Origin of the sequence: Pseudomonas sp. JBR1 (genome assembly GCF_028198185.1) — a bacterium.
In the GTDB taxonomy this organism is placed as follows: domain Bacteria; phylum Pseudomonadota; class Gammaproteobacteria; order Pseudomonadales; family Pseudomonadaceae; genus Chryseomonas; species Chryseomonas oryzihabitans_E.
The window spans coordinates 1,726,836-1,749,688 of the sequence record NZ_CP116340.1 but is presented as its reverse complement, the minus strand read 5'-3'; the positions used below and the strand labels follow the sequence as shown (position 1 = coordinate 1,749,688).

11 protein-coding genes and 1 pseudogene are annotated in these 22,853 nt (G+C 58.0%); 4 read left to right on the top strand and 8 right to left on the bottom strand.

Annotated features, from left to right (window positions below; genetic code table 11):
* The 3 genes from imuA to PJ259_RS08050 all read right to left on the bottom strand — a co-directional run bounded on the left by imuA (position 1) and on the right by PJ259_RS08050 (position 1,756).
* Positions 1-633, bottom strand: coding sequence for a translesion DNA synthesis-associated protein ImuA (gene imuA / locus PJ259_RS08060; protein WP_271655409.1), 633 nt, complete (start codon positions 631-633; stop codon positions 1-3).
* Positions 626-1,069 (bottom strand): hypothetical protein, encoded by a 444-nt coding sequence (locus PJ259_RS08055; protein ID WP_271655408.1) that lies wholly within the window; start codon positions 1,067-1,069, stop codon positions 626-628. Before PJ259_RS08055 ends, imuA begins: the two co-directional genes overlap by 8 nt.
* Positions 1,070-1,375: 306 nt before the next feature.
* Positions 1,376-1,756, bottom strand: a complete 381-nt coding sequence (locus PJ259_RS08050; protein ID WP_271655407.1) for a histone-like nucleoid-structuring protein, MvaT/MvaU family — start codon at positions 1,754-1,756, stop codon at positions 1,376-1,378.
* Positions 1,757-2,388: 632 nt separating this feature from the next.
* Between PJ259_RS08050 and PJ259_RS08045 the strand changes: the two genes are divergently transcribed.
* The 3 genes from PJ259_RS08045 (at position 2,389) to PJ259_RS08035 (ending at position 7,371) form a co-directional block, all read left to right on the top strand.
* Positions 2,389-2,847: a hypothetical protein gene (locus PJ259_RS08045; RefSeq protein ID WP_059315492.1), complete on the top strand. Its 459-nt coding sequence runs from the start codon at positions 2,389-2,391 to the stop codon at positions 2,845-2,847.
* A gap of 246 nt (positions 2,848-3,093) precedes the next feature.
* Positions 3,094-3,288: a hypothetical protein gene (locus PJ259_RS08040; RefSeq protein ID WP_059315491.1), complete on the top strand. Its 195-nt coding sequence runs from the start codon at positions 3,094-3,096 to the stop codon at positions 3,286-3,288.
* Between the two features lie 1,986 nt (positions 3,289-5,274).
* Entirely contained in the window at positions 5,275-7,371 is a 2,097-nt protein-coding gene (locus PJ259_RS08035) for a putative bifunctional diguanylate cyclase/phosphodiesterase (protein ID WP_271655406.1), read from the top strand.
* A 134-nt stretch (positions 7,372-7,505) separates the two neighbouring features.
* Here PJ259_RS08035 and PJ259_RS08030 read toward each other — a convergent pair whose 3' ends face one another.
* Together PJ259_RS08030 and PJ259_RS08025 are read right to left on the bottom strand one after the other, a co-directional pair.
* Positions 7,506-8,228, bottom strand: coding sequence for a Crp/Fnr family transcriptional regulator (locus tag PJ259_RS08030; RefSeq protein ID WP_271655405.1), 723 nt, complete (start codon positions 8,226-8,228; stop codon positions 7,506-7,508).
* 75 nt (positions 8,229-8,303) lie between these two features.
* Positions 8,304-8,501 (bottom strand): hypothetical protein, encoded by a 198-nt coding sequence (locus PJ259_RS08025; protein WP_059315488.1) that lies wholly within the window; start codon positions 8,499-8,501, stop codon positions 8,304-8,306.
* A 1,657-nt stretch (positions 8,502-10,158) separates the two neighbouring features.
* On the opposite strand from PJ259_RS08025, the gene PJ259_RS08020 reads away from it, so the two are divergent.
* Positions 10,159-10,524 (top strand): Ref family recombination enhancement nuclease, encoded by a 366-nt coding sequence (locus PJ259_RS08020; protein WP_271655404.1) that lies wholly within the window; start codon positions 10,159-10,161, stop codon positions 10,522-10,524.
* 2,751 nt (positions 10,525-13,275) lie between these two features.
* On the opposite strand, the pseudogene PJ259_RS08015 reads toward PJ259_RS08020, so the two are convergent.
* The 3 genes and pseudogenes from PJ259_RS08015 to PJ259_RS08005 form a co-directional block, all read right to left on the bottom strand.
* Positions 13,276-13,572, bottom strand: a pseudogene (locus PJ259_RS08015) (Crp/Fnr family transcriptional regulator); the annotation flags it as partial.
* Positions 13,573-13,610: 38 nt separating this feature from the next.
* Positions 13,611-13,811 (bottom strand): hypothetical protein, encoded by a 201-nt coding sequence (locus PJ259_RS08010; RefSeq protein ID WP_271655403.1) that lies wholly within the window; start codon positions 13,809-13,811, stop codon positions 13,611-13,613.
* A 248-nt stretch (positions 13,812-14,059) separates the two neighbouring features.
* Positions 14,060-22,624 (bottom strand): glycoside hydrolase family 94 protein, encoded by an 8,565-nt coding sequence (locus PJ259_RS08005; RefSeq protein ID WP_271655402.1) that lies wholly within the window; start codon positions 22,622-22,624, stop codon positions 14,060-14,062.
* Between the last annotated feature and the right edge of the window lie 229 nt (positions 22,625-22,853).

Sequence of the window (22,853 nt, the reverse complement as noted above, 5' to 3'; positions counted from 1 at the left end):
TCAATGCCAGACCTGATACGCCAGCGCAGTCGCCGGTGGGTTGCCGCCGCGGCACTTGAGCACCCGCAGCTGCTGAGGCGAACCCTCGAGCACCAGGCGAAGCGCTGCAGGTGAGGCATTGACGGCTTCCCGCTGGTGGCGGAACGCAAAGGCAAGGGTCTGTCCCGTCTCTGCAGCAACCTGCAGTCGGCGCAGCGCGCGATCGTCCGCCCGGCTTGGCCAGCAGAGCACTGCTCCGCAGCTACCGGAGCGCAGGCACTGCTCTGCCGCCCACAGCACGTCCTTGCCCTGGACCTGAATGACGCTCAGCCGGCTAAGATCAACGCCGGCCTGCAGCCACGCATGCGGGTAGAGCAGGTAGGGAGGGGCGATCAGCACGACGCGTTCGCCGGCGGCAGTAAGGCGCGCCAGTGTTGGCCACACGAGGGTCAGCTCACCCAGGCCCGGTCGCTCGCTCAGGATTTCGGTGAGCGCTGCATCAGGCCAACCACCAAGGGGCAGTTGGGCGTCGAGCGAGGCGTGCCCGGTTGGCTGGGTGCTGGCATCGTCGACGTGAGGACTCTGCCCGCGCCATACGCGGCGACTGTCTAGCAGGGAGTCAAGCGCAACGACATTGGTGGCGGCGTTATCCATGCTGCACCCCCGTCGGCGCCGACGGCGTGCTGTCTCGTTCGGTAAGCAGGATCTGCAGCTGCGCGCGTACCTTGAAGAGGTCTGCGTGCAGGATGGAGTTCATCGACTCCAGCCGCAGGATATGACGCTGGGCACGCGAGAGTGGGTCGCCGCGGTCGTCCGGAATGAGCCGGTCACCCCGTGGCACGTGGCATTGGTTCTCTTCCTGTACGAACTGGACGTAGCGCAGTCGGTGGCGCTGTACCTCCGCCGTCAGGACATCCCGCTCAGCGACCAAAATCCGATTGGCGCGCTGGGCTTGCCCCAAGCACTGACGCACCTGGTCCAGTTCTTCAGTCAGCAGATCAACAAGGTTGCGGCAGTACATCAGCTCCGTAGGACGGAAGAGGGACTGCTGCTGTTCGAAGGTGTCCTGCTCATCACCAAGCATGTCCATAGCGGCCCACCTGCTCAATCCCTGACGCCATGACCTTCTGGTACTCGACAGAACGACCGGGACAACCGTGGCAGAGACGAGGGATAGGGCGCGAAATGGACATGGGAAAACCTCCTTTCAGGATACTGTATGGATAGACAGTAATCAGCGAAAGGGTTCCCAGCAAGCTTGACACCGACGAACGGTAGAAGCGAAGCGGCGACTACTGATGCGTTGAGCTTTCCCTACGGGAACATCAGAAGTACTGATAGTGCAGCGACTCAACCTTGGTATGAGTCGCATGCTTGATGCGGCGCTGGGAGGTGATTACTCGCTCTGAAGCCAGCCTTCGACTACGTCGGCGCCGTGCTCAGCTTTCCAGGCTTTCAGTATCTTGTGGTTGCCACCCTTAGTTTCGATGACTTCGCCAGTTTCTGGGTGCTTATAGCGTTTCAACGAGCGGGGCCGCCGCTGCTGTGCTGCAGCGGCAGAGTTACTCCTGCGATCGGTGCTTTTGATGCCGGCTTCTGTGTCCAGAGCGGCAATGACGTCGCGAAGCGACTTGTTGTGTTCGCCTAGCAGGGCACGTAGCTGTTTTTCGAACTCGAGCTCTTTCTGCAGACGCTCATCAGTGTTCAACTGTTCCAAGCGTTGCTTCAATTCTTCAATGGCAGCTTCGGTTTGACGGTACTCTTGGATCAAGGACATTGTGATCTCCTCCAGATTAGTCAGTAGCTGCCGTTATAGCTTTTTTCATCTGTAAATGGCTATAGCGAAGATGAAATAATTTTTCCCGTGTTTTAATAGATGGCGGTGTTGCTGATCAGCGGTAGGCTTCGATAGATTAAGTATAGTTTGGTGCGATGGATCGCTGTCCTGATCAGCGTGTCGAACCCCCGACGTCCGAACGTCTACCAATGTGCTCTAAGCTGATACGATCTTCTATGGCCATTACCTGGAATGATTTGCGTACTCGCCTTAAACTCTGGCATTCCAGCCAATTGCTAATAAATAGTTTTTGGCAACCGCGTATGAGCTAGACACATCTTCATTCCATAATTTTCTATAAACGCATCTTTAAGCTTCGTCCTTGTGCAATCCGAGATGGCGGTTCATGACATTACTACGACGTAGGTCCGCCCGCTTCAATCCCGGTGCTTCGCTAAACTGATCCGTGTTGGGAGCGGAGAGATCGAAAGATCTGGCTCGGAGGCGGAGCGAGAGGTCAGTACGCTCCAGGGTTATGACGGCCTCCGTGTGTCGAGACGGACGGTCGGGAACGATACTTATCGGATGCTATCAGACTGCCATTGAGGCTAGCTCTTGCATGGACAGTCACTATGGATCGTGTCGTCGCACAGATTTCTCAGTCTCTCAACTGGGATTATCTCATCGCACTGGAAAGCAGCCTTAAAGCGCGTGGCGTTATGAACACAAGGGTCCAGGCCGAGTTGGATCATCATGCGCTTAATCTGGCCCGCCGCTACTTGCTGAAAAAAGGCAGGCTTGGTACGGGACCCTTCTCAGCCGCGGAGGAGGAGATTCTCGATGTCCTCGCCGAGGCCGTAACGACGTTGCGCCGCTCGGGGCGTTTACCGCATAACATCATCAAGAGCCTCTGCGCTGGTGGGCTAATTGCCGCAGTGCAGCGCAGCGTCTCCCATTCCGGTCTGCTTCGGTGTCGCACCGATTTCGAGTCCGATGCGGTGATGCGGAGTATCTTCGAAGCTATCGTAAATCGCCATCCGACAGCGTTCAGTGCTGAAACCGTGGAACTGGCGGGTCTACACGTAGTGTAGCCCGCGCGCCGCCACCCGCGATTGGATAATGTGTCGCATGGCACCGGAACAGGATGTGCTCAAGTGCCAGCTTGTTGGCTAGCAGACCGCGAGTAGGCGGTCAGTTCTCCGATAGAGATCGTCAAGTCGACACCGGCGTAAGCGTTGGATCTCCCGGCTAATAGTCAATTTTGGCGGGAGGCACTATCAACCGGTCTCCGTTCTTCAAAAAGACTGCGGAGGCCGCTGCCGCTAAAGGAGTCGATCGTGAATACTCATGCTCAAGCCCGCGCTGAGTCGCGCCGTCGCATCGATGCCTCCCAGGCCAAGGTGAGTGCCGTACTCGCCAAGTCGATGCGATTTCGTAGGCAACAGAAGAACCCGTTCTGGATCCTCTTACCCGTGATCGGCGGCATTGCTCTGACTGGCCTAATGGCGTGCTTGGCCCAATTGCTGATGTGATCGATACCGTTAAGGCAGATCTGGAGTGGGGAGGTCGTTGTGGGCAGTCGATCTGCAGGGGTACTGCAAGCTGTGTATCCCCTCGGCCGTCTAGGTAATGCCTGGCTCTTGCCAGGGCTCGCTGACCCGCGGGATCCGGACGCGAGAGCGTGTGCCGAAAGGCATCCGGTCCCCAGTCACTGTGTGGCTTTAGACCGCTGGTAATAGTGGCCACTGAACGGCGAGCATCGTAACACTTCTGATGTAGGCGAATGCCGCTTACAGGAGAACATAGATGGATGATAAATCCAACACTCGGACAAACGCCGGAGCGCGACCGGAAGATTTACGACCTACCCTGGAAGAAACGCAAGCCAGGAATGCTGAATTACGTTTAGAGAAAATGGCGAAGCGGCGCCAACGAGAACTGTCGGACCGTTCGATAACAGCTGACAGGAACGACAAGTTGGTTCCCTAGCGTGGCGAACTGAATCAGTCACTTTTTTTGGTAATAAAGAGCCGCTTTTCTTTACTGCTCATCCTGTCGATGCGCTGGTTGATTTTTGGGGAGTGGCGTTTTACCGATAGGCTTTGGTAGGCGTGCCAGGCGATTGACCTATTCGGTAATGGCATCTCGCTCTTTCCGAAGCTTTGATCTCCCTGAATCCCCTCAAAGGACGTCGACTCCTCGAGCTCAAGCACTACCACGGATAGCGAGTCGGGCGGGCTACGGCTGCCTGACTCTCAGCTGTTCACCGACAAGCCTTGCCGTGGGGCGCATCATTCTCATAGCTGTCGTAATGACCAGGGTCTGGTGGGTCAAATATCCAAGATCCAGATGCCGAACGCTGCATTCAAGTTTGCCGCTTGCGTCACTGATAGCAGGAAATATGAGTAGCGGAAAATTCCCTTTTTTGCACTTATAATGCAGCTCAAGATATACCGTGAGTACTGAACGCATGCCCTTGGTTGCAGAATTTGATTATAGCGAGTCTGTAATTGGCACGAAGGCTTGGGCATAACAGGTCCAAGGCGTCGGTGAATGGGTTCGTTGGCTGGAATTAGATGGCGCTGTCAAGGGTGGGAAGGGATTCCCTCTTATTGCCTAGTTTTATCGGCGCGGCGTAATGGATAGGGCGCTCATAGGCATTCCGCTCTTGATGTATAGGGCGGATCAATAATTAAAAATGGCCCATGAAGGCGTGTGGCAGCCAAGTCTCCTTCACTTGGAATGCTTGGTGTGCTTTCGTAAGAATATGATTGGATGCAGGGCTGGTCCTGTCTGCAAGATTTAGCTGTTCCTGCCAATGGTAGTGGTCGACAGCATTGCTGTAGATGCGATTTTCTAGCCGTATTCGTGGCTGGGTATTTGCGCCGCTATGAATTAAATGCGAATTTCAATAGTTGCAGTATTTTTTTTGCATTTGGTTGTTTTGTGACTTCACGCGTTGCGTGTGGCACGCGTATGGGTTAGTAGGGAAGATATGCAAAAAGATTCAGCGTCTATAGAAGGTGTATTGTATTTTTTGCTGATCGGCGTGGTCTTGCTGGTACTGTTGTCCAGTCTTATTTTCGATTTTTGGTAGAGGACCGTTTTGGATGACCTGAGTATCTCTCTGATAATAGGAGATTAGCTCTCCCTGCTGTTGGCGATAATCGAAGGCCCTTAAGGGTTCTGAGCGGCTTTGGATTGTGAAGGGGATGCTTAGGTTATTATTTCGTTTCGACGGCCTCCTGGTGGTAGTGTCTTTGATTGTTTTAAAAAATCCGATTTTTAAACAAGTAGACTGCAGGGTTTTAGTGGGTGCTCCACGCAATGGAGCTCTTGACTCCGTGCCAGGATGCGCGTGAGGTCCAGGATGTATTGCAGATTATCAGGGATTTGTTTGGTTTAATATAATTTGATGATCGTTATTTTATAGATGGATCCAGTCGAACGCGCTACGTGATTCATGGCGTCATTGTTTGGTGGATATATTAAAAAAGCCTGGCCAGGTAGAGGTGGTGATGGACGTCAATCTGATGGTTGTTTCTACGAAGGCACGAGCCACTGGATTCATAAAAAGCCTTGGTTCTACGTCTACTGTCTTTGGTGTTTCCCAATTTAATAGTGTTGGTTCTGCGCTCGAGGCGCTCAAGGGTGAGGAGAAGCCAGATGTTATCGTCCTGGTACTGACAAAGAGCGTCCTGAAGCCCGTTAAAATCCTAGAGCTCTTGAGCGCCGCCGCCAAAAAAAGCTCTCCTATTCCTGTTCTGCTTTTAGGGTCGGAGTCATTCCGCGCACGTGTAGATTTCGCCCTTCAAGAAGGCGCGCATATCTATATAGGTGATGAGTTATCCCATCCTCGCCTCCTGATACAGGTGTTACAAGACGTTTGGACAGGTTCTGAAGGATACCGCCTACGCAATAGCGCTCTGTCAAGAGCAAAGATCACCCTGGATTCCATCAGTGACGGAGTCATAGGCACTGACGGTGAAGGAAAGGTTGAATATATCAATCCCGCCGCTGAGAAGCTGACGGGATGGCCGAAAGAGTTGGCAAAAGGGAAGCCTGTCAGCGACGTCATGAAAGTCAAGCTTGATGGGGCATTTGGCGATATACCTCATCCGGTAGAACTGGCGCTGAGTAAGCTAGCACCTACAGGATTGAGTGCAGGCGCTGTCCTCCTGAGGCGTAACGGTGGATCAATAGACATCGAGGACTCCACCGCGCCAATGATCGATGACAAGGGGGCTGTAACGGGGGCCGTCATCGTATTCCATGATGTCTCGATGGAGCGCGCTATGAAGGCGAAGATGACTTATCTGGCGGAGCATGATCAATTGACCCATCTGCCCAATCGCCTGTTGTTCCGTGACAGGGCAGCACAATCATTGCGATCCGCCGTTAGGAACCATTCAAACGTCGCAATACTCTTTCTAGACTTGGATAACTTCAAAGGGATAAACGATTCCTTTGGCCACTCGGTGGGCGATAAGCTTCTGGTTTCGGTTGCTGCTCGACTGTCGGGATGTGTGCGGGAGGAAGATACGGTAAGCAGACAGGGAGGCGATGAGTTTTTAGTATTGCTCGCAGGACTCAAGAGTCGCGAAGCTGCCGAGAAAGTCGCGAAAAAAATCATATCTAGTTGCAATGAGCCTCATTTGATAGATCACCAAGAAATTCATATTACGATCAGTATGGGTATAGGGTTTTCTCCGCATGAGCATGTCGATATAGATTCGCTCATTGCGCAAGCTGACACTGCCATGTACCGGACGAAACAGAACGGCCGAAACGGGTATACTTTCTTTAGTAATGAAATAGGCGCTCAGGCCCAGGAGCGGCAGAAAATCGAGGAGGGTCTACGTCAGTGCATCGATCTTAACGAGATCAGGCTTGTCTATCAGCCTAAGATCGATCTTTCGAACGGTGCGGTTGTAGGTGTTGAAGCGTTGATGAGATGGCGCAATGACGCTTTGGGAGAAGTTGCGCCAAATAGTTTTATTCCCGTCGCTGAGGCGACGAGGCTGGTGGTGGCGTTAGGTCGGTGGGCGATAAAGGAAGCCTGTACCCAAATAGGCCAATGGAAGTCGCTGGGTTTAGGGGAGATCAAAATCGCCGTCAATGTGTCGGCGTTGGAGTTGGAAGACGACTCCTACGCAGACTACGTTTCTACGGTTTTGCGCGATTGTAAGCTGGATCCGGGTCTACTGCAGCTAGAAGTAACGGAGACGATTTTTATAAAGGATTTGAGCGAATGCTTGATAAGGTTGGAGGCGCTGAAAGAGGCGGGCGTTTTGCTTGCACTCGATGATTTTGGTACCGGTTATTCGAGCTTTTCATACTTGACCCGTATGCCCTTTGATTTTCTAAAAATAGACAGGTCATTTGTTCATGATATCGAATTGGATAGCGGCAGGGAGGCGGTGGTCGGTGCCATGCTCTCAATGGCGAAAAGCCTAGGCCTCACGGTGATAGCTGAAGGTATAGAAACCTCTGCCGAAGCAGATTTTTTTATGAATAGCGGATGCGATCAGGCCCAAGGTTTTTTTTTCAGTAAACCCTTGGAGGCCATGGATATGTCCTACTTCCTTAGCCAGCAGCGCTTGTCTACAGCGTGATCTCTCCAGAAATGCCCTGGGCATAATGCGCTGGGTCGTGGCACCGACTCGGACAGTCAGACTGAATGTGTGATGGGCTTTTTTGCCTACAGGCATGTTGACGATCCATTCACGCTGCAAGGGCTGTACGTGTCTTAACTGCGTATCGGCAGATATGACAGCAGGCGATCGGTTTCCTTTTTCACTACGGCATAGCATTCGCAACTCAGCTGTTCGAGTTGCTTACGGTCGAGTACCGTGATGTGGCCGCGGCTGTATTCGATAACGCCCTGGCGCTGCAGTTTGCCCGCAGCCTCGGTGACCCCTTCGCGACGTACGCCAAGCATGTTGGCGATCAATTCCTGGGTCATGTTTAGCTGATCGCCAGGTAGACGATCCAGCGACAATAACAGCCAACGGCACAGCTGCTGGTCTATCGAATGGTGGCGGTTGCAGACAGCGGTCTGCGACATCTGGGTGATCAGTGCCTGGGTATATCGCAGCATCAGCACCAGCATGTCACCATGTCGATCGAATTCTTCCGTCAGGCGCTGACCTTGCAGGCGATACGCATAGCCGCCGCTCTGTACCACGGCGCGGCTAGGTGTGCTCTCTCCGCCCATGAACAGCGAGATACCCACCAAGCCTTCATTACCCACCACGGCGATTTCCGCCGTGGCGCCGTTTTCCATCACGTTGAGCAGCGAAACGATCGAGTCGGTGGGGAAGTAGACGTAGCGTACGGACTCACCAGATTCATAGAGCACCTGACCCAGCGCCAGATGGACGAGCTCCAGGTGCGAAGAGAGCCGTTGCTGGACGTCGTCAGGTAGAGCAGCCAACAAGCTATTGCGTTGCGGCTTGGAGTCTTCGGGCATAGCTTCTCTTCGGCAGTGCGGTCGGATTGAGCCGTCACTATACGCCTGGCGTCACCCACGCATGCTCCCTTGGCCTCAGGTGCTGCTGGGACGACTCGTATCGGCGATGTTGATCAGGTTTTGACCGCGGGCGTGTGCAGACTCGTAGCGATCCAGCTCGCTGGGCGACGCCTTAAGGATGGTGACGGTTGCGGAGTCCGCCGGCCTGACGTCGCGCCTGGTGACCTGGATGATATTGCCCGAACTTTGTGAAACGACGAAATAGGCGAGCATAACGGCTTCCTCGTGCCTGTATCAGCGATCTTGCTGTGTGGCTCGCAAAAGGCGAAGTGAGATACGACCGATGCCTTCGCTCAGCATCTTTCAGGGCCCGTTAAGCACTACTGCAAGGAAATCCACTTTTCGGGCCTCGACCCACTGGAGGATTGCCTCAAAGGATGCCTAATCGCCATTTATATCTGTACCAGTACGCCCCTGTTCAAGTGGTGTCAGGATGGCTGCGCTAGCGACCAAACCCAGCCGAGGTGTTGATGCTGATTTAGGTGATAGGTAACGATAGAGGGAAGTGATCCAAGGCTTCCTGGAGATGAGTCCACTTGGAATGAGCGGTGTGGCCAAGCATGGGTTTGGCCTTGAACAGGGCCGTCTACGATAGGAAGCGCTTTGTAGGGGTCACGCCCGACGAGAGAGTCCGTCATCTTCATTCACTCCTTGGTATATAGGTCTGGACAGTTGGTACGAGCCCATGCAAGACAAAACTCCTGTTCTTTGCTGAGTTTGCCTGCGTCAGTGAGGGCTTGCTCAAGATCGGTTTGAACCTAGAGCTTGAGGTCAGCGGCGTGAGCGATTTTGAAGCGTTTCAGCAAAACGATTGACCAAATCCGCTTCCAAGTTGGTGAGCCTGAGCTGAAACCGTACCGTAAGGACCATGAGCACCTCCTGTGCTTCTATTCCAATAGGGTAGTGAGTATCCCGCAAGAAACCGCTCTAGCGCCAGTGATAGCTGTGGGATTCAGCATGTCCGGGCAGCGCCTCCGCGGGTGTGCGCTCTACCAATAATCAAATAGGAAGAACGGCAAAACTACAATGACGACCGTTCCTGCAACTGCGATGAACAGCAGGATACCAACGTAGGCGACGCTTTTTCTCGACCTCAAAATTTTCCGTGCCACAACTCACCGTCTCCACGGATTTCATTCCCGGCTTTTCCTTAGACTGCTCATTATCGCTTTTTCCTTCCATGGCCGACCGGTGGGCCTCGCGCCTAGCTTAGCAATCATCGCCAGATGACAGTCACGCTAGTCAGCAGCAAAGTCGTCCGTGGATGCAGACCGAGAACTATGGACGCTGTCTTCGCGCTGGCTATGCCTTATGCAAGTTCCAGATCGGGAGTACACGCTCCTCGATGTAGAAGTCCTGCCGCCCCAGGCCAGTCCTAATGGTTATCGATGATTTAGGCGCCAGTCGTGACAACGACTTCGAGCGCATGAGCATCGTTGAAGTGGTGTACAAGCGCTACGAGGAGATGAAGCCGACCGTCCCTCTCGGCTGCCAAGTTCGAGGCGAGCGTAGGGGAACGCACTGCTGACCGGCTCCGCGAGGGTGGCGGCTTCGTCCTGTTCGAGTGGGAAAGCACTCGTCGAAGTGCCGCATGAAGCCCTGCTGGTTCGTTCTGTTCCCTGGCCGACCGCCGTTCGCAATGGTCGGCGCCCAAGTAACCCGCGACGATGCGCTGACCTCGGCTCGCATCATCTGGCCGGAGGCCGACGTAGCATGATGTTCACCAAGCAAAAGATGACCGAAGCCCGCCGCCTGGCCTATGACCAGGGATTCAATCGCGGCTCCGTCACGGACCCCTAGATCCAGCAGACCGAGGCCCATATCCACTTCCGCGAGCAGGAGCTGGCCCAGTCGGTGGAGCGCGAGCGCAATGCGCCGGCCCCGGCACCACGCCGCGCGATCGGCAACCTCCTGGTCGATGGCGATGAAGGGTAAGACACTTAGCGCCGCAGAAAAGCGCTTCCATAATGCTGTGTCCAGCCTGGGCTGCATCGCACGTCGGCTGGATGGCCGCCTGAACCTACTCGTGAGCATCCACCACATCGAAGGTCGCGCCTGGTCCGGCGCCCACCTGCGCCTGCTACCGCTGCGCGCTAGCCGCCATCAGGATGGAACCGGCATGCCCGGCCTGATTGCCATCCACCCTTGGAAGCGCCGATTCGAGAACCGTTACGATGCCCAAGACAAGCTGCTGCAGCGCTGCCATGGGCTGCTGGCCAAGGCGGGTGCTGCATGACCGCCGCCCTCATGCCCTGAGCCCCGCCGCGCTAGTCGCGCCCAAAGACCCGCCGGAACGACAGGGAAGCCATTGAGCAAAAGCAACTGTTCGACTGGCTCGACCTGCAGTACCCGAAAGAGTCGAAACTGATCTACCCCGTCCCTAAAGGCGGCAAACGCGACGCCACTACGGCTAAGAAGTTACAGGGGCAGGGCGTAACGGTCGGCATCCCGGACATCTGCATCGATCTAGCGCGCTGCGGCTATTTCGGTACGCGGATTGAGTTCAAGCTGAACCATGTGCACAAGGGCACTGTTTCCCCGGCGCAGCGTGAGACCTTGCACCATCTGAGCGAAGCAGCTTTCTTGTCTCGGGTCTGCGTTGGCTTTGAGGATGCGCCTAGCCATCACCGCTTATTTGCGCCTGCCCAGAATCGAGGTCATCCAGTGATCACTATGCAGCACACAATCCACGACATAGCCGCCCAGATCTTGGGGCGGTCCCTAGTCGTTCTGCCAAGCCACCTCGACAAGGCACACATAGCTGCTCCTGATAACGCTCAGGAGCTTGTCGACGAAATACACGCTATTGCTGCGCTTCGCATGGGTACTGCTACGGACGATGAGCTGCGCCGAAGGTGCCGCGTATTGGAGGAGCAGCGCAGCCAATGCTTCGTCCGTATATCTACCGCCCCGGTTCTGCGCTCTGGTCGAGGTCAGGATGATCGGTTCCTGTCTTGGAAAGACAGCAGCACCATCGACAGAGCGGCGCAGGAAAAAAACCAGCGTGACATGTCACGCGCCCAGAGCGAGAAGGCCCTGATCATTGAGGAGATCGACCGAAGGACTAATGCGCAAGTAGCACGGCCCTGACCTCACCCGGAAGGTGAAGCTGATTTCGCGTTGCGTGATAGGTCACAGGGGAGGCGTCACCAAAGGCGTCATCTACGAGAGGGCGTGCGACGCCTGTGCTGGTACCAGCTGGGTCGACTACACCCCTGGCCAGGCGCTGCCCGTAGAGGATCTGGTCTTCACCCTGAGCCACCGCCTCCTGCACTTGGAACAGCTGCTGGCCACCCTGCAGTGGATGCAGCACGACGAATCGAGCAACCGCCGCGGCCCGCACGGCACGCATCGCACCGGAGACTCACCATAAGCATTACCGTGACATCCTTAGTGCAGTCGTCCGCTGCCTGTCCGCCCAGATCATCGACAACACCAGCAAGCAGGCCTGACAGAAGCTCTATGACGCCGGCCACCTGGAAGTGCAATCTGGCAGCGGCCTTAGCCCGCAGGAGCAGCGCGACTTGGACTGCCTGCTGCACGCTCCGCTACACCATCAGCTATCGTCACTGGACTGGACTGGTGGCCAAGTACAGCACGGGCAAGGCACGCAAGGTCGATGCCATGGATTCCTGATCCCGCGCCCTGAGTCACCAGCGCCACGGCTGTTTGTATGGAAGGCGGCCACCTCCTGGACGATCCCTGAGCTACGCGGGGTAGAATGGCGCCGATCCACAGACATAGTCGTCTTGCTCAAAGCATGCTACTACATTAACAGCTGGGAGCCGGATGCACGCCCCGAGCAGACGTGCCGCCGGTGGTGCGGTGGCATCGGTAAGCGCTGCGAGGATCTAGTAACCCAGGCGCTTAGTCGTACTAACACCGTGGTAACAGAAGAAGGGCTACTGGGTCATATTGCCCCTCGACGGTAGCGAGCGTTTGAGCAATTATTTCCCTATCTTGCCAATTTTGTGCGTATAGAAGATGCAGCCGAATTTGAAACCCGGCCACTGAGTCGGGCTTTTTTATGCCTGCTCTAAAACAAGAGCCGCGCGAAATCCCCGAGCGTAGGAAGAAAGAGTCCACTTCTGTGGGTCGCCTTTCATTACTCTTTCCTTCGATGGGCCATGACACCACTGGATAATTAAACGCTATAATACGGCTCGCTCAAGCATAAGCGGTAAAGTAAACGCTTTATAAATACTAGCCCCCGTTAGCGCGACGTGGTGTGCGGATGATCGGTCAAGCTTCAGATGGCTGGTAATAGTGGCCACTGAACAGAAAGCTCAAGGACGTTTCCAATATCGAGCAAACTTAGCAAAATGAGAATCAAAATGGCTGAAGATGTTAGAGGTGTAGTGGATAGTGGCACGCGTTCAGGCTGTCTGCCGTCTACTCCAGAAGAGAGGCAGTATCGAAAAGCTGAGGTACGCAAGCAAAAAGCCGAAAAACTTCGTCAGCATTTTCTTTTATCCCCCTCTCTAGGAGCGGATAGGGAAAAATGCTAGTCCCACAATAATAAAGACTGCCGGTAGTAGTGGCTACTGAACATCTCATATTTTTCTACCTCGAATCTATTGAGGCCATTCACGGTCTCCCTGTGAGGTGGTAAATGATTGTCCCAACTAGTAGGTGGCAAAGATTCAGTTCGCCGAACGCCTCAGCCCTGCTCGCAAGAGCATTGCACGGACCATACGTGATGCCCTCCGAATTCCTGAGCGCACACGCAGCTGAACCTGACCCAGCCGAGCCGTTGCGTCCTGATGAGATAGATTCGGTCAGCCTGCCTAATGAAGATTCAGACGCTTTCGATGAACCAGTGACAGGTGAGAATGACGATCAAGAGCCAGCCCCTCGGTGATTCGTGGGAAATGAAATTTAGCCTGGCTATAGCGCCGGGCTTTTTGTTTCAGGGAGTTAATCAGCTCGATGGGCGCCTTTTTCCATGCTGAGCTAGTACCCGCCTCTAGCTTCGTGTGCACGTGTCTTAACTGCGTATCGGCAGATATGACAGCAGGTGATCGGTTTCCTTTTTCACTACGGCATAGCATTCGCAACTCAATTGTTCGAGTTGCTTACGGTCGAGTACCGTGATGTGGCCGCGGCTGTATTCGATAACGCCCTAGCGCTGCAGTTTGCCCGCGGCCTCGGTGACCCCTTCGCGACGTACGCCGAGCATGTTGGCGATCAATTCCTGAGTCATGTTCAGCTGATCGCCAGGCAGACGATCCAGCGATAATAACAGCCAACGACACAGCTGCTGGTCTATCGAATGGTGGCGGTTCTATACGCTTGGCGTCACCCACGAATGCTCCCTTGGTGTCAGGTGCTGCTGAGATGGCTCACCGTATCGGCGATGTTGATCAGGTCCTGGCCGCGTGCGTGTGCAGACTCGTAGCTAGCCAGTTCGCTGGGCAACGCCTCGAGGAAGGTGACGGTTGCGGAGTCCGCTGGCCTGACGTCGCGCCTGGTGACCCGAATGATGTTTCCCGAACTTTTTGAAACGACGAAGTAAGCAAGCATAACGGCTTCCTCATGGGTGTATGAGCGATGTTGCTGTGTAGTGCCCTTCTGGGAGTTCGCGAGGCAGGTCGCTGTGCTTTTGTTCGTAGACCAGACCATCAGTTCGTTCAGATGGCCCTGTCCCAGTCGTGAATATCAGGGATATCCTTGCATGATGCGGCTTTTCGCCGGTCCTGCGTCGTCAAGTCCTGTCCCTCTGTCTCGCGCGCTGCTGCGAAGGGCTCGGAGCGCGCTGGCATTGCGCAGCTCTAGTTGTCCGGCCAGCGCACATCGACCTGATGCTCCAGGCCATCGTCGATCAAATCGATGCTGTCGCCTTGCAACATCGTGCCGTCCATTTGAATGGTCGGCTGGGGCAGGTCGCCGCGGGAAAGCGCAATGTGGTAGAGGGTGGTGCCGAACCGATACTCCAGGCTGAAGGTCGCCCACTCTGCCGGTAGCACCGGGCGGATGCGCAACTGGCTGCCGCTGCGTTGCACGCCGAGGAGCGACTCGACGATCAGCTGATACATCCAGCCGGCGGAGCCGGTGTACCAGCTCCAACCACCCCGTCCTTCGTGGGGCGGCATGCCATAGACATCGGCAGCCACGACATAGGGCTCGACTTTGTAGATGGCGGTGGCATCGTTCCCGTGGCCGACTGGATTGATCATCCGCAGTAGCTCCCATGCCCGGGCACTGTCTCCCAACTCGGCAAACGCCATGCCCGCCCACACCGCCGCATGGGTGTACTGCCCACCGTTCTCGCGAACACCGGGTACATAGCCCTTGATGTAGCCAGGATCAAGTACACCCTGGTCGAAGGGCGGATCAAGCAGCTGCACCAGGCCGATATCACGACGCATGAGGTGCTGCTCCAGAGACGCCATGGCCGCGCGTTGGCGCGGCTCCGGCGCTGCGCCCGACAGCACCGACCAGCTCTGAGCGATGGAGTCGATGCGGCATTCATCATTGCCAGCCGAACCCAGGGGCGTACCATCGTCGAAGTAGGCGCGGCGATACCAGTCTCCGTCCCACGCGTGCGCATCGAGGCTGAGGCGCAAGGTCTCGGCCTCTTCTTCGCAGCGCTTGGCAAAGGCGGCATCGTCATGGAGCAGGGCGGTGGTGGCGAAGCGGCGGAGCACGTCGTAGCCAAAGAAACCGAGCCAGACGCTTTCGCCCTTGCCCCCTTCGCCGACGCGGTTCATGCCATCGTTCCAGTCGCCGTCACCCATCAGCGGCAAGCCGTGAGCGCCACGCGCCAGGCTGTGCTCAATGGCCCTCACGCAATGCTGGTACAGCGTCTCTCGTAAGGGGGAGTGGGTCGGCAGGTCGTAATAGGACTGTTCACCAGCGTTCAGCGCGCGTCCTTCCAGGTAGCCCACGGTTTCCGAGAGTACGCTGGCATCTCCCGTGATCTTGACGTAGCGGCTGGTCGCCCAGGCCAGCCAGAGATAGTCGTCGGAGCAGCGGGTACGCACACCGCGATCCAAGGGCGGGTGCCACCAATGCTGCACATCACCTTCGATGAATTGATGAGCAGCGCACAGCAGGAGGTGCCGACGAACTGCGGTCGGATCGGCATGCAGCATGGCCATGCTGTCCTGCAACTGATCGCGGAAACCGAACGCCCCGCCGGATTGGTAATAGCCACTGCGGGCCCAGAAGCGGCAGGCGATCACCTGATACATCAGCCAGCCATTGACCAGTACGTCCACGGCCGGCTCTGGCGTATTGATCTGCAGCTTGCCGAGCGTGTCGTGCCAGTGCTCGCGGACGCATTGCAATTCCGCTTCTGCGGTGACGTTGCCCCGCATGCGTAGCACCAGATGCGATGCCGAGGTGGCATCCTGCGCCGCGCCGAGCCGGAAGGTGACGCTGCGCTTCTCGCCAGGCACCAGTTGCATATCCACCCGTAGGGCAGCGCAAGGATCGAGCCCTGGACCACTGCGTCCGGACAGGTGGGGCTGTGCCATCGCTGCCGGCGCCGCGAGATGCCCGTTGCGGCCGATGAAATCACAGCGGCCGGCGGTACTGCTGGCGATTGGCATATCGACATCGAAGAAGGCCACGCGGCCTGGGAACTCGATGGAGTAGCTGTTGCGTGCCAGGAGCGCGCCGCTGTTCGGGTCGGCCTCGCTGACCACGTGCATGCAGGATTTCTCGCGAAGATCTCCGAGTACCCAGGCCACGTAGCCGGTGATCGATAGCCGCCGAGGTCGATCTGTAGCGTTATGGATTTTCAGGTGCGAGAACTTGACCGGATCCTGAAGCGATACATAGACCCACAGCTCGCTGCGAATACCGTCTTCCTCGTGTTCGAAGACGCTGTAGCCGAAGCCGTGCCGGGTCACGTAAGTACCCTTGCCAGGGCGGGGCAAGGGTGTGGGCGACCAGTAGTGGCCGCTGTCCTCGTCGCGTAGGTAGAAGGTCTCGTCGCCTGGGTCACTGACCGGATCATTGCGCCACGGGGTCAGGCGGAATTCGTGGGCATTTTCATACCAGGTGTAGGCGTTGCCACTTTCCGAAATCACGCTGCCGAAGTTGGGGTTTGCCAGCACGTTCACCCAGGGCGCTGGCGTGCGCTGTCCACCATGCGAGTGAATGACGTATTCCTTGCCATCGGCGCTGAAGCCGCCATGGGGGTTGCCGAGGATCAGGGACGCATCGGCCAGCGGAGTCGCAGCGGTCGGAACGACGTTGGGCAATAGCTTGGCATCGAAAGCAGGTAGCCTCGGTTCCGCGCGGCGCCGGTGGACCTGTTCGGCGAGACTGCCGCGCTCGTCGCTGAGCACCAGGTGAGCGACCGCCAGCATCAGCACACGATCCTCATGGGAGAGCTGTTGCGCCGGGCGGACGAAGATGCCACCTGGCCGATCGATCAAGTGCGCCTCGCTGCCCGAGGTGACCAGCTCCATGATCGAGTCCTGCAGTTCCTGCCGATAGCCCGCTTGGTCTTCGTTCCAGATCACCAGATCGACACTAAGCCCTTTGTGTCGCCAGTAGGCGTGAGCCTGCACCAGCTTGCGCACTAGATCGATATGGATAGCCGTGGAAATCTGCAGCAGCACTATGGGTCGGTCGCCCGAGATCGCCTGGCCCCAGAGGCCGCTTTGATTGCGCTGATTGGCCGCGAGGATACTCGGTGCGGCCCGCAGTGAGGGATTGGTATAGATGATGGACGCAGCCATCTGCTCGAACATCCGCGCCTCGGCGTGGGAGGTGTTGAGCTGGCGCAAAAGCACCTGGCTGTGGGTCCAGCTCAGGTCGAAGACGCGGTCAGCAAGGCGGCGGTCGCGGTATTTGTTGATCAGCTGGAGGCAACCCTCACGGTTGTCGCTCACGCCGGTCACCAGGTCGATGGTGGCGATCTGGCCTGGGTCGAAGGTGATCCGGCAGCGGATGGCCACGATGGGATCGAGCACCGCGCCGGCGGTACCGGAAAGTGCCTCAGCATCCATGGCGGCGGGGTACGTCAGGTTCCGCCCACGTCCGATGAAGCGGGCTCGATCGGTTTCGTAGGAGATTGCCGCGATGTCCGCATCGTGGACCGCCAGTAGGTGACACAACCACGGCACCTTTTCATCACTGGAGCGTGGCCGCCGGCTACACAGGATGGCCTGCAGCGGTGTGAGCAGTTCGCTTTGCACGAACAGCTTGCTGAATGCTGGGTGCAAGGCGTCGCTCAAGGCAGGGGCCAGGACCACTTCCGCGTAGCTGGTAAGCTCCAGGGTTCGGCGCCGTCCACTGCGATTGCTGATGTGCAGGCGCCGTAATTCGATGTCGTCTTCCGGCGAGACGACGATTTCGGTATGGACATCGAAATCACGTTCGCGGACCCGAAATTCGGCCCTGGCATCGGTGAAGATCGCCTCGAAGCCCTCCGTCTTGCGTAAGGTCGGCTGGTGCGCCGACGACCAGAAGTCGCCGCTGTCCACATCGCGGAGGTAACAGAAGGTGCCGGTGTTATCGCAAGTGACGTCTTCCTGCCAGCGCGTGACGGCAAGATCATCGCGGCGGCTATAGCCGCCGCCGGCATTACTGATCATCACATGATATCGGCCGTTGGAAAGCAACTGCACCGCCGGGTGCCGGCGGCAAGGATCGGTGTAGACCCGCAGCTTGTTCTCATTGGCACGGGAGACTTGGCCTTCCAGCGAGGCATTGGCAGTGTGCAGGTACTGCGCGGCGCTTTTCGGCGCCCGCTCCTGCAGCAGCAGGGACGTGGCCTGGAACTGCGGATTGGCTTCGAAGCGGCGCTGCATAGGCCGATCGAGCAAGACATGGGTCAATGACAGCAGGCTCATGCCCTGATGGTGCGCCATGAACGACTGAATGAGTCCGGCGCTCTGCCCTGGAGGCAAGCGGGCGCTGGTGAAGTCGATCGCTTCATACAGGCCATAGCGGCCAGCCATGCCCATGCCGGCCAGGCGTTGGAGATTCTTGCACGCGGCTTCTGGCGCTACCATCAGCGCCAGCACCGAGGCATAGGGTGCCATCACCAGGTCTTCGCCAAGCCCGCGCTTGAGACCGAGCCCGGGTACGCCGAAGGCCCGGTACTGGTAGTTGAGATGCGCGTCCAGGGTGCTGTAGCCGGACTCGGATACGCCCCATGGCAGGCCCAGTTGCTGGCCGTATTCGATCTGTCTCGCCACGGCCGCGCGGCAGGTCTGGTCGAGCAGGGTGCCGGCATGGTTGGGCATGACCAGCATCGGCATCAGGTACTCGAACATCGAGCCGGTCCAGGACAGCAATACGGGATTGCCGCCGTTGCTCGTCAACAGCCGGCCGAGGGTGAACCAACTTTCCTGTGGCAGTTGTCCCTGCGCGATGGCCAGGAAACTGGTCAGACGTGCTTCCGACGCCAGGAGATCATAGTAGCCGCCGTCCAGGCGTTGTTCCTCGACGTTGTAGCCAATGGTCAGCAGCTCGCGTTGCGAGTTGTAGAGGAAGGTGAAGTCCATGTCGGCCAGGTCGGCAGTGAGATCCGCCAGGCGCAGCGCGGTGACGATGCGCTCCTTGGCCTGGGCGATTACCGCCCGTACCTGAGGCTGCTCGGCCACAGGCCACTGCGTAACCTCCAGCTGCGCCAGCTCATGCCAGCTGGCCGACGCCAGGGGGGAGCCGGGCAGGATCAGGCTGGCCAACTCGCCGTGGAGATCCTCGCATTGAGCGAGCAATGCCAGACGCCAGTAGTCGGCTTCGGGAGCCACTTCTAGCGCGGGTTTCAGAGCCTCGGCCCAAACGATCAGGCGCTGCAGGACGGTACTGATCTCTTTCAGACCTTCAAGCGTATGGGCGGACGCCAATTCGCTGTGCGCGCCGTCGAGCAGGCGCTCATCCAGTTCGCTCGCCTGTATTGCCCCTCGCAGCACGGCAAGGCAGTCCGCCATGCCACTGCACCAGTCAGGGCTGAGCAGTGGCGCGTGCGGCAATTCATAAAGCCCGGAGCGCAGCGTCAGTAGCAGGCCAGCCAGATTGCCGCTGTCCACCGTGGACACGTAGCGCGGCGGCAGCGGTTGCAGGGTCTGGGTGTCGTACCAGTTGTAGAAGTGGCGGCGATGACGCTCCAGCCGCGACATGCTGGCCAGTGTCTTATCCAATCGTGTGAGCAGGCGGCCCCCGCTCAGGTAGGCGAAGTCATGGGCCGCCAGGTGGGACAGTAGCGCCATGCCCATGTTGGTTGGCGAGGTTCGGTGGGCGGTCACCGCCGTTGGCTGCTCCTGAATGTTGTCCGGTGGCAGCCAGTTATCGCCAGGGCCCACATGATCGTCGAAGAAGGCCCAGGTCTTGCGCGTCAGGCCGCGCAGAAATTGCTGCTCCGCGGGAGAAGGCGTGAACATCGATGGGCCACTTGGCTGGCTCAACCGATAGGCGACGGCCGGTGCCAGCAGCCAGGCCAGCAGGAAAGGCGCGGCGATTGCAGATACCCAGGGGGCGTCACCCAGCAGCAAGGCGGCGGCCACGACGATGGCCAGCAGGGGTGCCACCCACATCAGCCGATACAGGCTCGGCAGGTCGTTGCGGCTGCTGCGCTCCACTTCGCGCGACGAATTCCATTGCAGTAGATGGCGGCGACTGATGGTTAGGCGCCACAGCGTGCGGCCGATGGCGTCCAGGCTGCTGAAGGCTTCGAAGGGTAGCCACACCAGGCTCAGCAACGCACGCGTGATCTGCTGGGTGGCACTGCGAAGGACCACCTTCAGGTGCTGACCGAGCTGGATGTCCGGGGCTTTGTGCAGCAGCTCCAGCGAGGCGCTGGTCAGGGGGTGGGTGATCACCAGCAGCAATACGCCAAGGCTCCACGCCAGCGGGTGAGAGCTGGCAAACCAACCCCATAGCAATACCCCGAGAAAGGCGGCTGGCTCCAGGCTACGACGCAGGTTGTCGATGATCTTCCAGTAGGCCAGGTGCGTCAGGCGATTCGGCTCCAGGCTACCGTCGGATTTCGGTGTCCAGGGCATCAGCCACGGCAATAACTGCCAGTCTCCGCGTATCCAGCGATGACGGCGTTTGGCGTCGGCGCTGTAGCGCGCCGGATGCTCTTCATAGAGTTGTACATCACTGATCAGGCCGGAATGGGCATAACAGCCCTCGATCAGGTCGTGGCTGAGAATACGGTTTTCGGGAAAGCGGTCCTGCAGGGCATGTTCGAAGGCATCCACGGCATAGATCCCTTTGCCGATGAATGAGCCGTTGCCGAACAAGTCCTGGTAGACGTCGGAAACGGAGCGCGTATAGGGATCCACGCCAGCGTCGCTGCCGAACAGCTGAGCGTACGCGGAGCGGGCGATGCTCGGCAGGCTGATGCCGATACGAGGTTGCAGAATCGCGTAGCCGCTCGTGATGCGTTTCTGGCGCCCATCAAAGCGCGGTTGGTTGAGCGGGTGGCAGATCGCACCCAGAAGCTGCCGCGCCACCTCGCGCGGCAGTTGGGTGTCGGTATCCAGCGTGATGACGTAGCTGATCCTCGGCAGAGCAGAAAAGTTGCCGACGACCAGGGAGAAGCGTCCAGCGCCATGCCCGCGTAGTAGCGCATTGAGGTCCGCTATCTTGCCGCGCTTGCGCTCGTGGCCTATCCAGCGCTGTTCGGTGGGATTCCACCGCCGCGGGCGATGCAGCAGGAAGAACCGGGCCGGGCCGGTTTCCAGATACTTCAGGTTCAGGGCTTCGACCGCCTGGCTCGCGTAGTGCAGTATCGACGCGTCACTCTCGAGGACTTCGCTCTGGGCATCCATGAAATCGGTGAGCAAGGCGAAGTGCAGGTTGGCGTCCCGATTGGCGAGAAAGCGTACCTCCATGCCATCGATCAGTTCTTCCACATCCTGAACGCTACCGATCAGCGTTGGCACCACGACCAGTGTGCGTGCCTCGGGGGGAATGCCGGCGCTGAGATCCATGCGGGGCAGAATGTCCGGCAGCAGCGTTAGGGTCACCAGGCGGTTTACTAGCGCGATAGCCAGCTGGCTGGTCATTACCATGATCGGCCCGCCAAGCAGCACTATCGTCCAGAGCCCCCATCCGTCCGCTCTAGACCAGGTGAAGAAAGGCCAGGCCAACAGCACGCTGAGCGCTATGACGGGCACGACGAAGAACGCCATAGGCGCGCCGCGCAGTATCCTGCGGCAGCGCTCCACCAGGGAGCGCCGGGCACCCAGCTGTATTTCCAGTGTGGCCAGTCCCGCGCCCACCAGGTAGAAACCGACGTGCCTCTTTAGCGGATCCTGCTCGGCAGCGGCGTCGCAGAGCCCGATGGCCGCCTGCGCGATGTCGATCTCGGAATGCGAGCAGCTGCGCGCCAGGCGCTCGATGGCGTGGCGGTAGTGATCGCGAGTGGCGAAATCCATGCGACGGTAGATGTCAGCCGGGTCTTTGGCCAGCGCTTGTTCAACGCCGCTCATGCGTTCGACGAACTCGCGCCAGTCCGCTGCCGATAGCAGCCGCAAGCTGTTGATGCTGTTACTGATCGACACCTGCTCCGTGGCCTGCAGTTGGCCATCGAGATGAATAAGGCGTTCGACACTTTGACCGGACTCCGCCAGGGCCTGTTCGACCCAGGTCATCGGCAGAACCAGTGAGGTACTCTGGCCCTGCAAACGTCGCGAGAGCTCCGCAACGAAGGCGCTGGTCATCGGCGGCGCAGAGCGTGCGAGGTCGGCCACTAGCAGCACTACGCTCTTGGCGTCGTGCTCTGCGGTGGAAATGAAACGGTCGGCCCAGTCGTTGGCGAGGTTGCGGTCGGTCCAGCTAGCCATCACCTGTGATGCGACACGCCGAAGATTTTCGATCAACGCCAGGCGCAACATGATGGGAATGGCCCACAACTCGCCCAGGGTCAAGGGCGTCACCGCTTGATAAGCGGTGACGAAACGGCTCAGATTATCGCTGTCGACGCGGCCGTCGCCGTGGGAGATGGTTTCCAGCGCGATGTCATACACCCGTGGAAAGGTGCGAGAGGGCCCGTCTTCCAGACCAGGCAGCTCACGGCAGTAGCCTTTGGGCAGGTGTTTCTGGGCGGTGCGTATCTGCTCTTCGACTAGATAGAAATTGTCGAGTAGCCAGGTGGCCGCTGGCGTAGCGCGTTGATTAGACAGCGCGGCCATGGTCATCGCCTGGCCACTGCTGGCCAGTACGGCGGCGTTCTCAGCAAGGCGATGAAGTAGGGCGTCCGAGGTGGTATGGGAGCTCAGCCGATGTTGTCGGGCGAGATGAGCGCCGTGGGCGGCCATCTGCTCCAGACTGAACAGTTCCGCGCGCAAGGCCGGCTCGTACTGGAAGGTGCGCGGCGCGGGATGCCGCAACCGTTGGATTGCTCGAAGCCACTGCCTATCCATGTTTTCCTTAGCATTCAACGCGATACGTAGACAACGACGCGGAGATGCCTTTCACGCTATTGCCGCGGGCACGACACCTTTGAGGGGGTGCCCATTCAGTGTGGAAGTCTGGATGTGCGGCGTCTGTCTGCTGGCACACATAGCGTCGGGCCTTGATGGCGGTTTGTGAGGTACGGCGCACACCGTCAGTTGGAGGACCTCTTAGGAGTTGCCATTGCCATTGCCATTG

What these genes read in the sequence shown, in the direction of transcription:
- imuA (WP_271655409.1), bottom strand. Translation starts at nt 633, where the DNA reads ATGGATAACGCCGCCACCAATGTCGTTGCGCTTGACTCCCTGCTAGAC.
- PJ259_RS08055 (WP_271655408.1), bottom strand. Translation starts at nt 1,069, where the DNA reads ATGGACATGCTTGGTGATGAGCAGGACACCTTCGAACAGCAGCAGTCC.
- PJ259_RS08050 (WP_271655407.1), bottom strand. Translation starts at nt 1,756, where the DNA reads ATGTCCTTGATCCAAGAGTACCGTCAAACCGAAGCTGCCATTGAAGAA.
- PJ259_RS08045 (WP_059315492.1), top strand. Translation starts at nt 2,389, where the DNA reads ATGGATCGTGTCGTCGCACAGATTTCTCAGTCTCTCAACTGGGATTAT.
- PJ259_RS08035 (WP_271655406.1), top strand. Translation starts at nt 5,275, where the DNA reads ATGGACGTCAATCTGATGGTTGTTTCTACGAAGGCACGAGCCACTGGA.
- PJ259_RS08030 (WP_271655405.1), bottom strand. Translation starts at nt 8,228, where the DNA reads ATGCCCGAAGACTCCAAGCCGCAACGCAATAGCTTGTTGGCTGCTCTA.
- PJ259_RS08025 (WP_059315488.1), bottom strand. Translation starts at nt 8,501, where the DNA reads ATGCTCGCCTATTTCGTCGTTTCACAAAGTTCGGGCAATATCATCCAG.
- PJ259_RS08020 (WP_271655404.1), top strand. Translation starts at nt 10,159, where the DNA reads ATGCGCCGGCCCCGGCACCACGCCGCGCGATCGGCAACCTCCTGGTCG.
- PJ259_RS08010 (WP_271655403.1), bottom strand. Translation starts at nt 13,811, where the DNA reads ATGCTTGCTTACTTCGTCGTTTCAAAAAGTTCGGGAAACATCATTCGG.
- PJ259_RS08005 (WP_271655402.1), bottom strand. Translation starts at nt 22,624, where the DNA reads ATGGATAGGCAGTGGCTTCGAGCAATCCAACGGTTGCGGCATCCCGCG.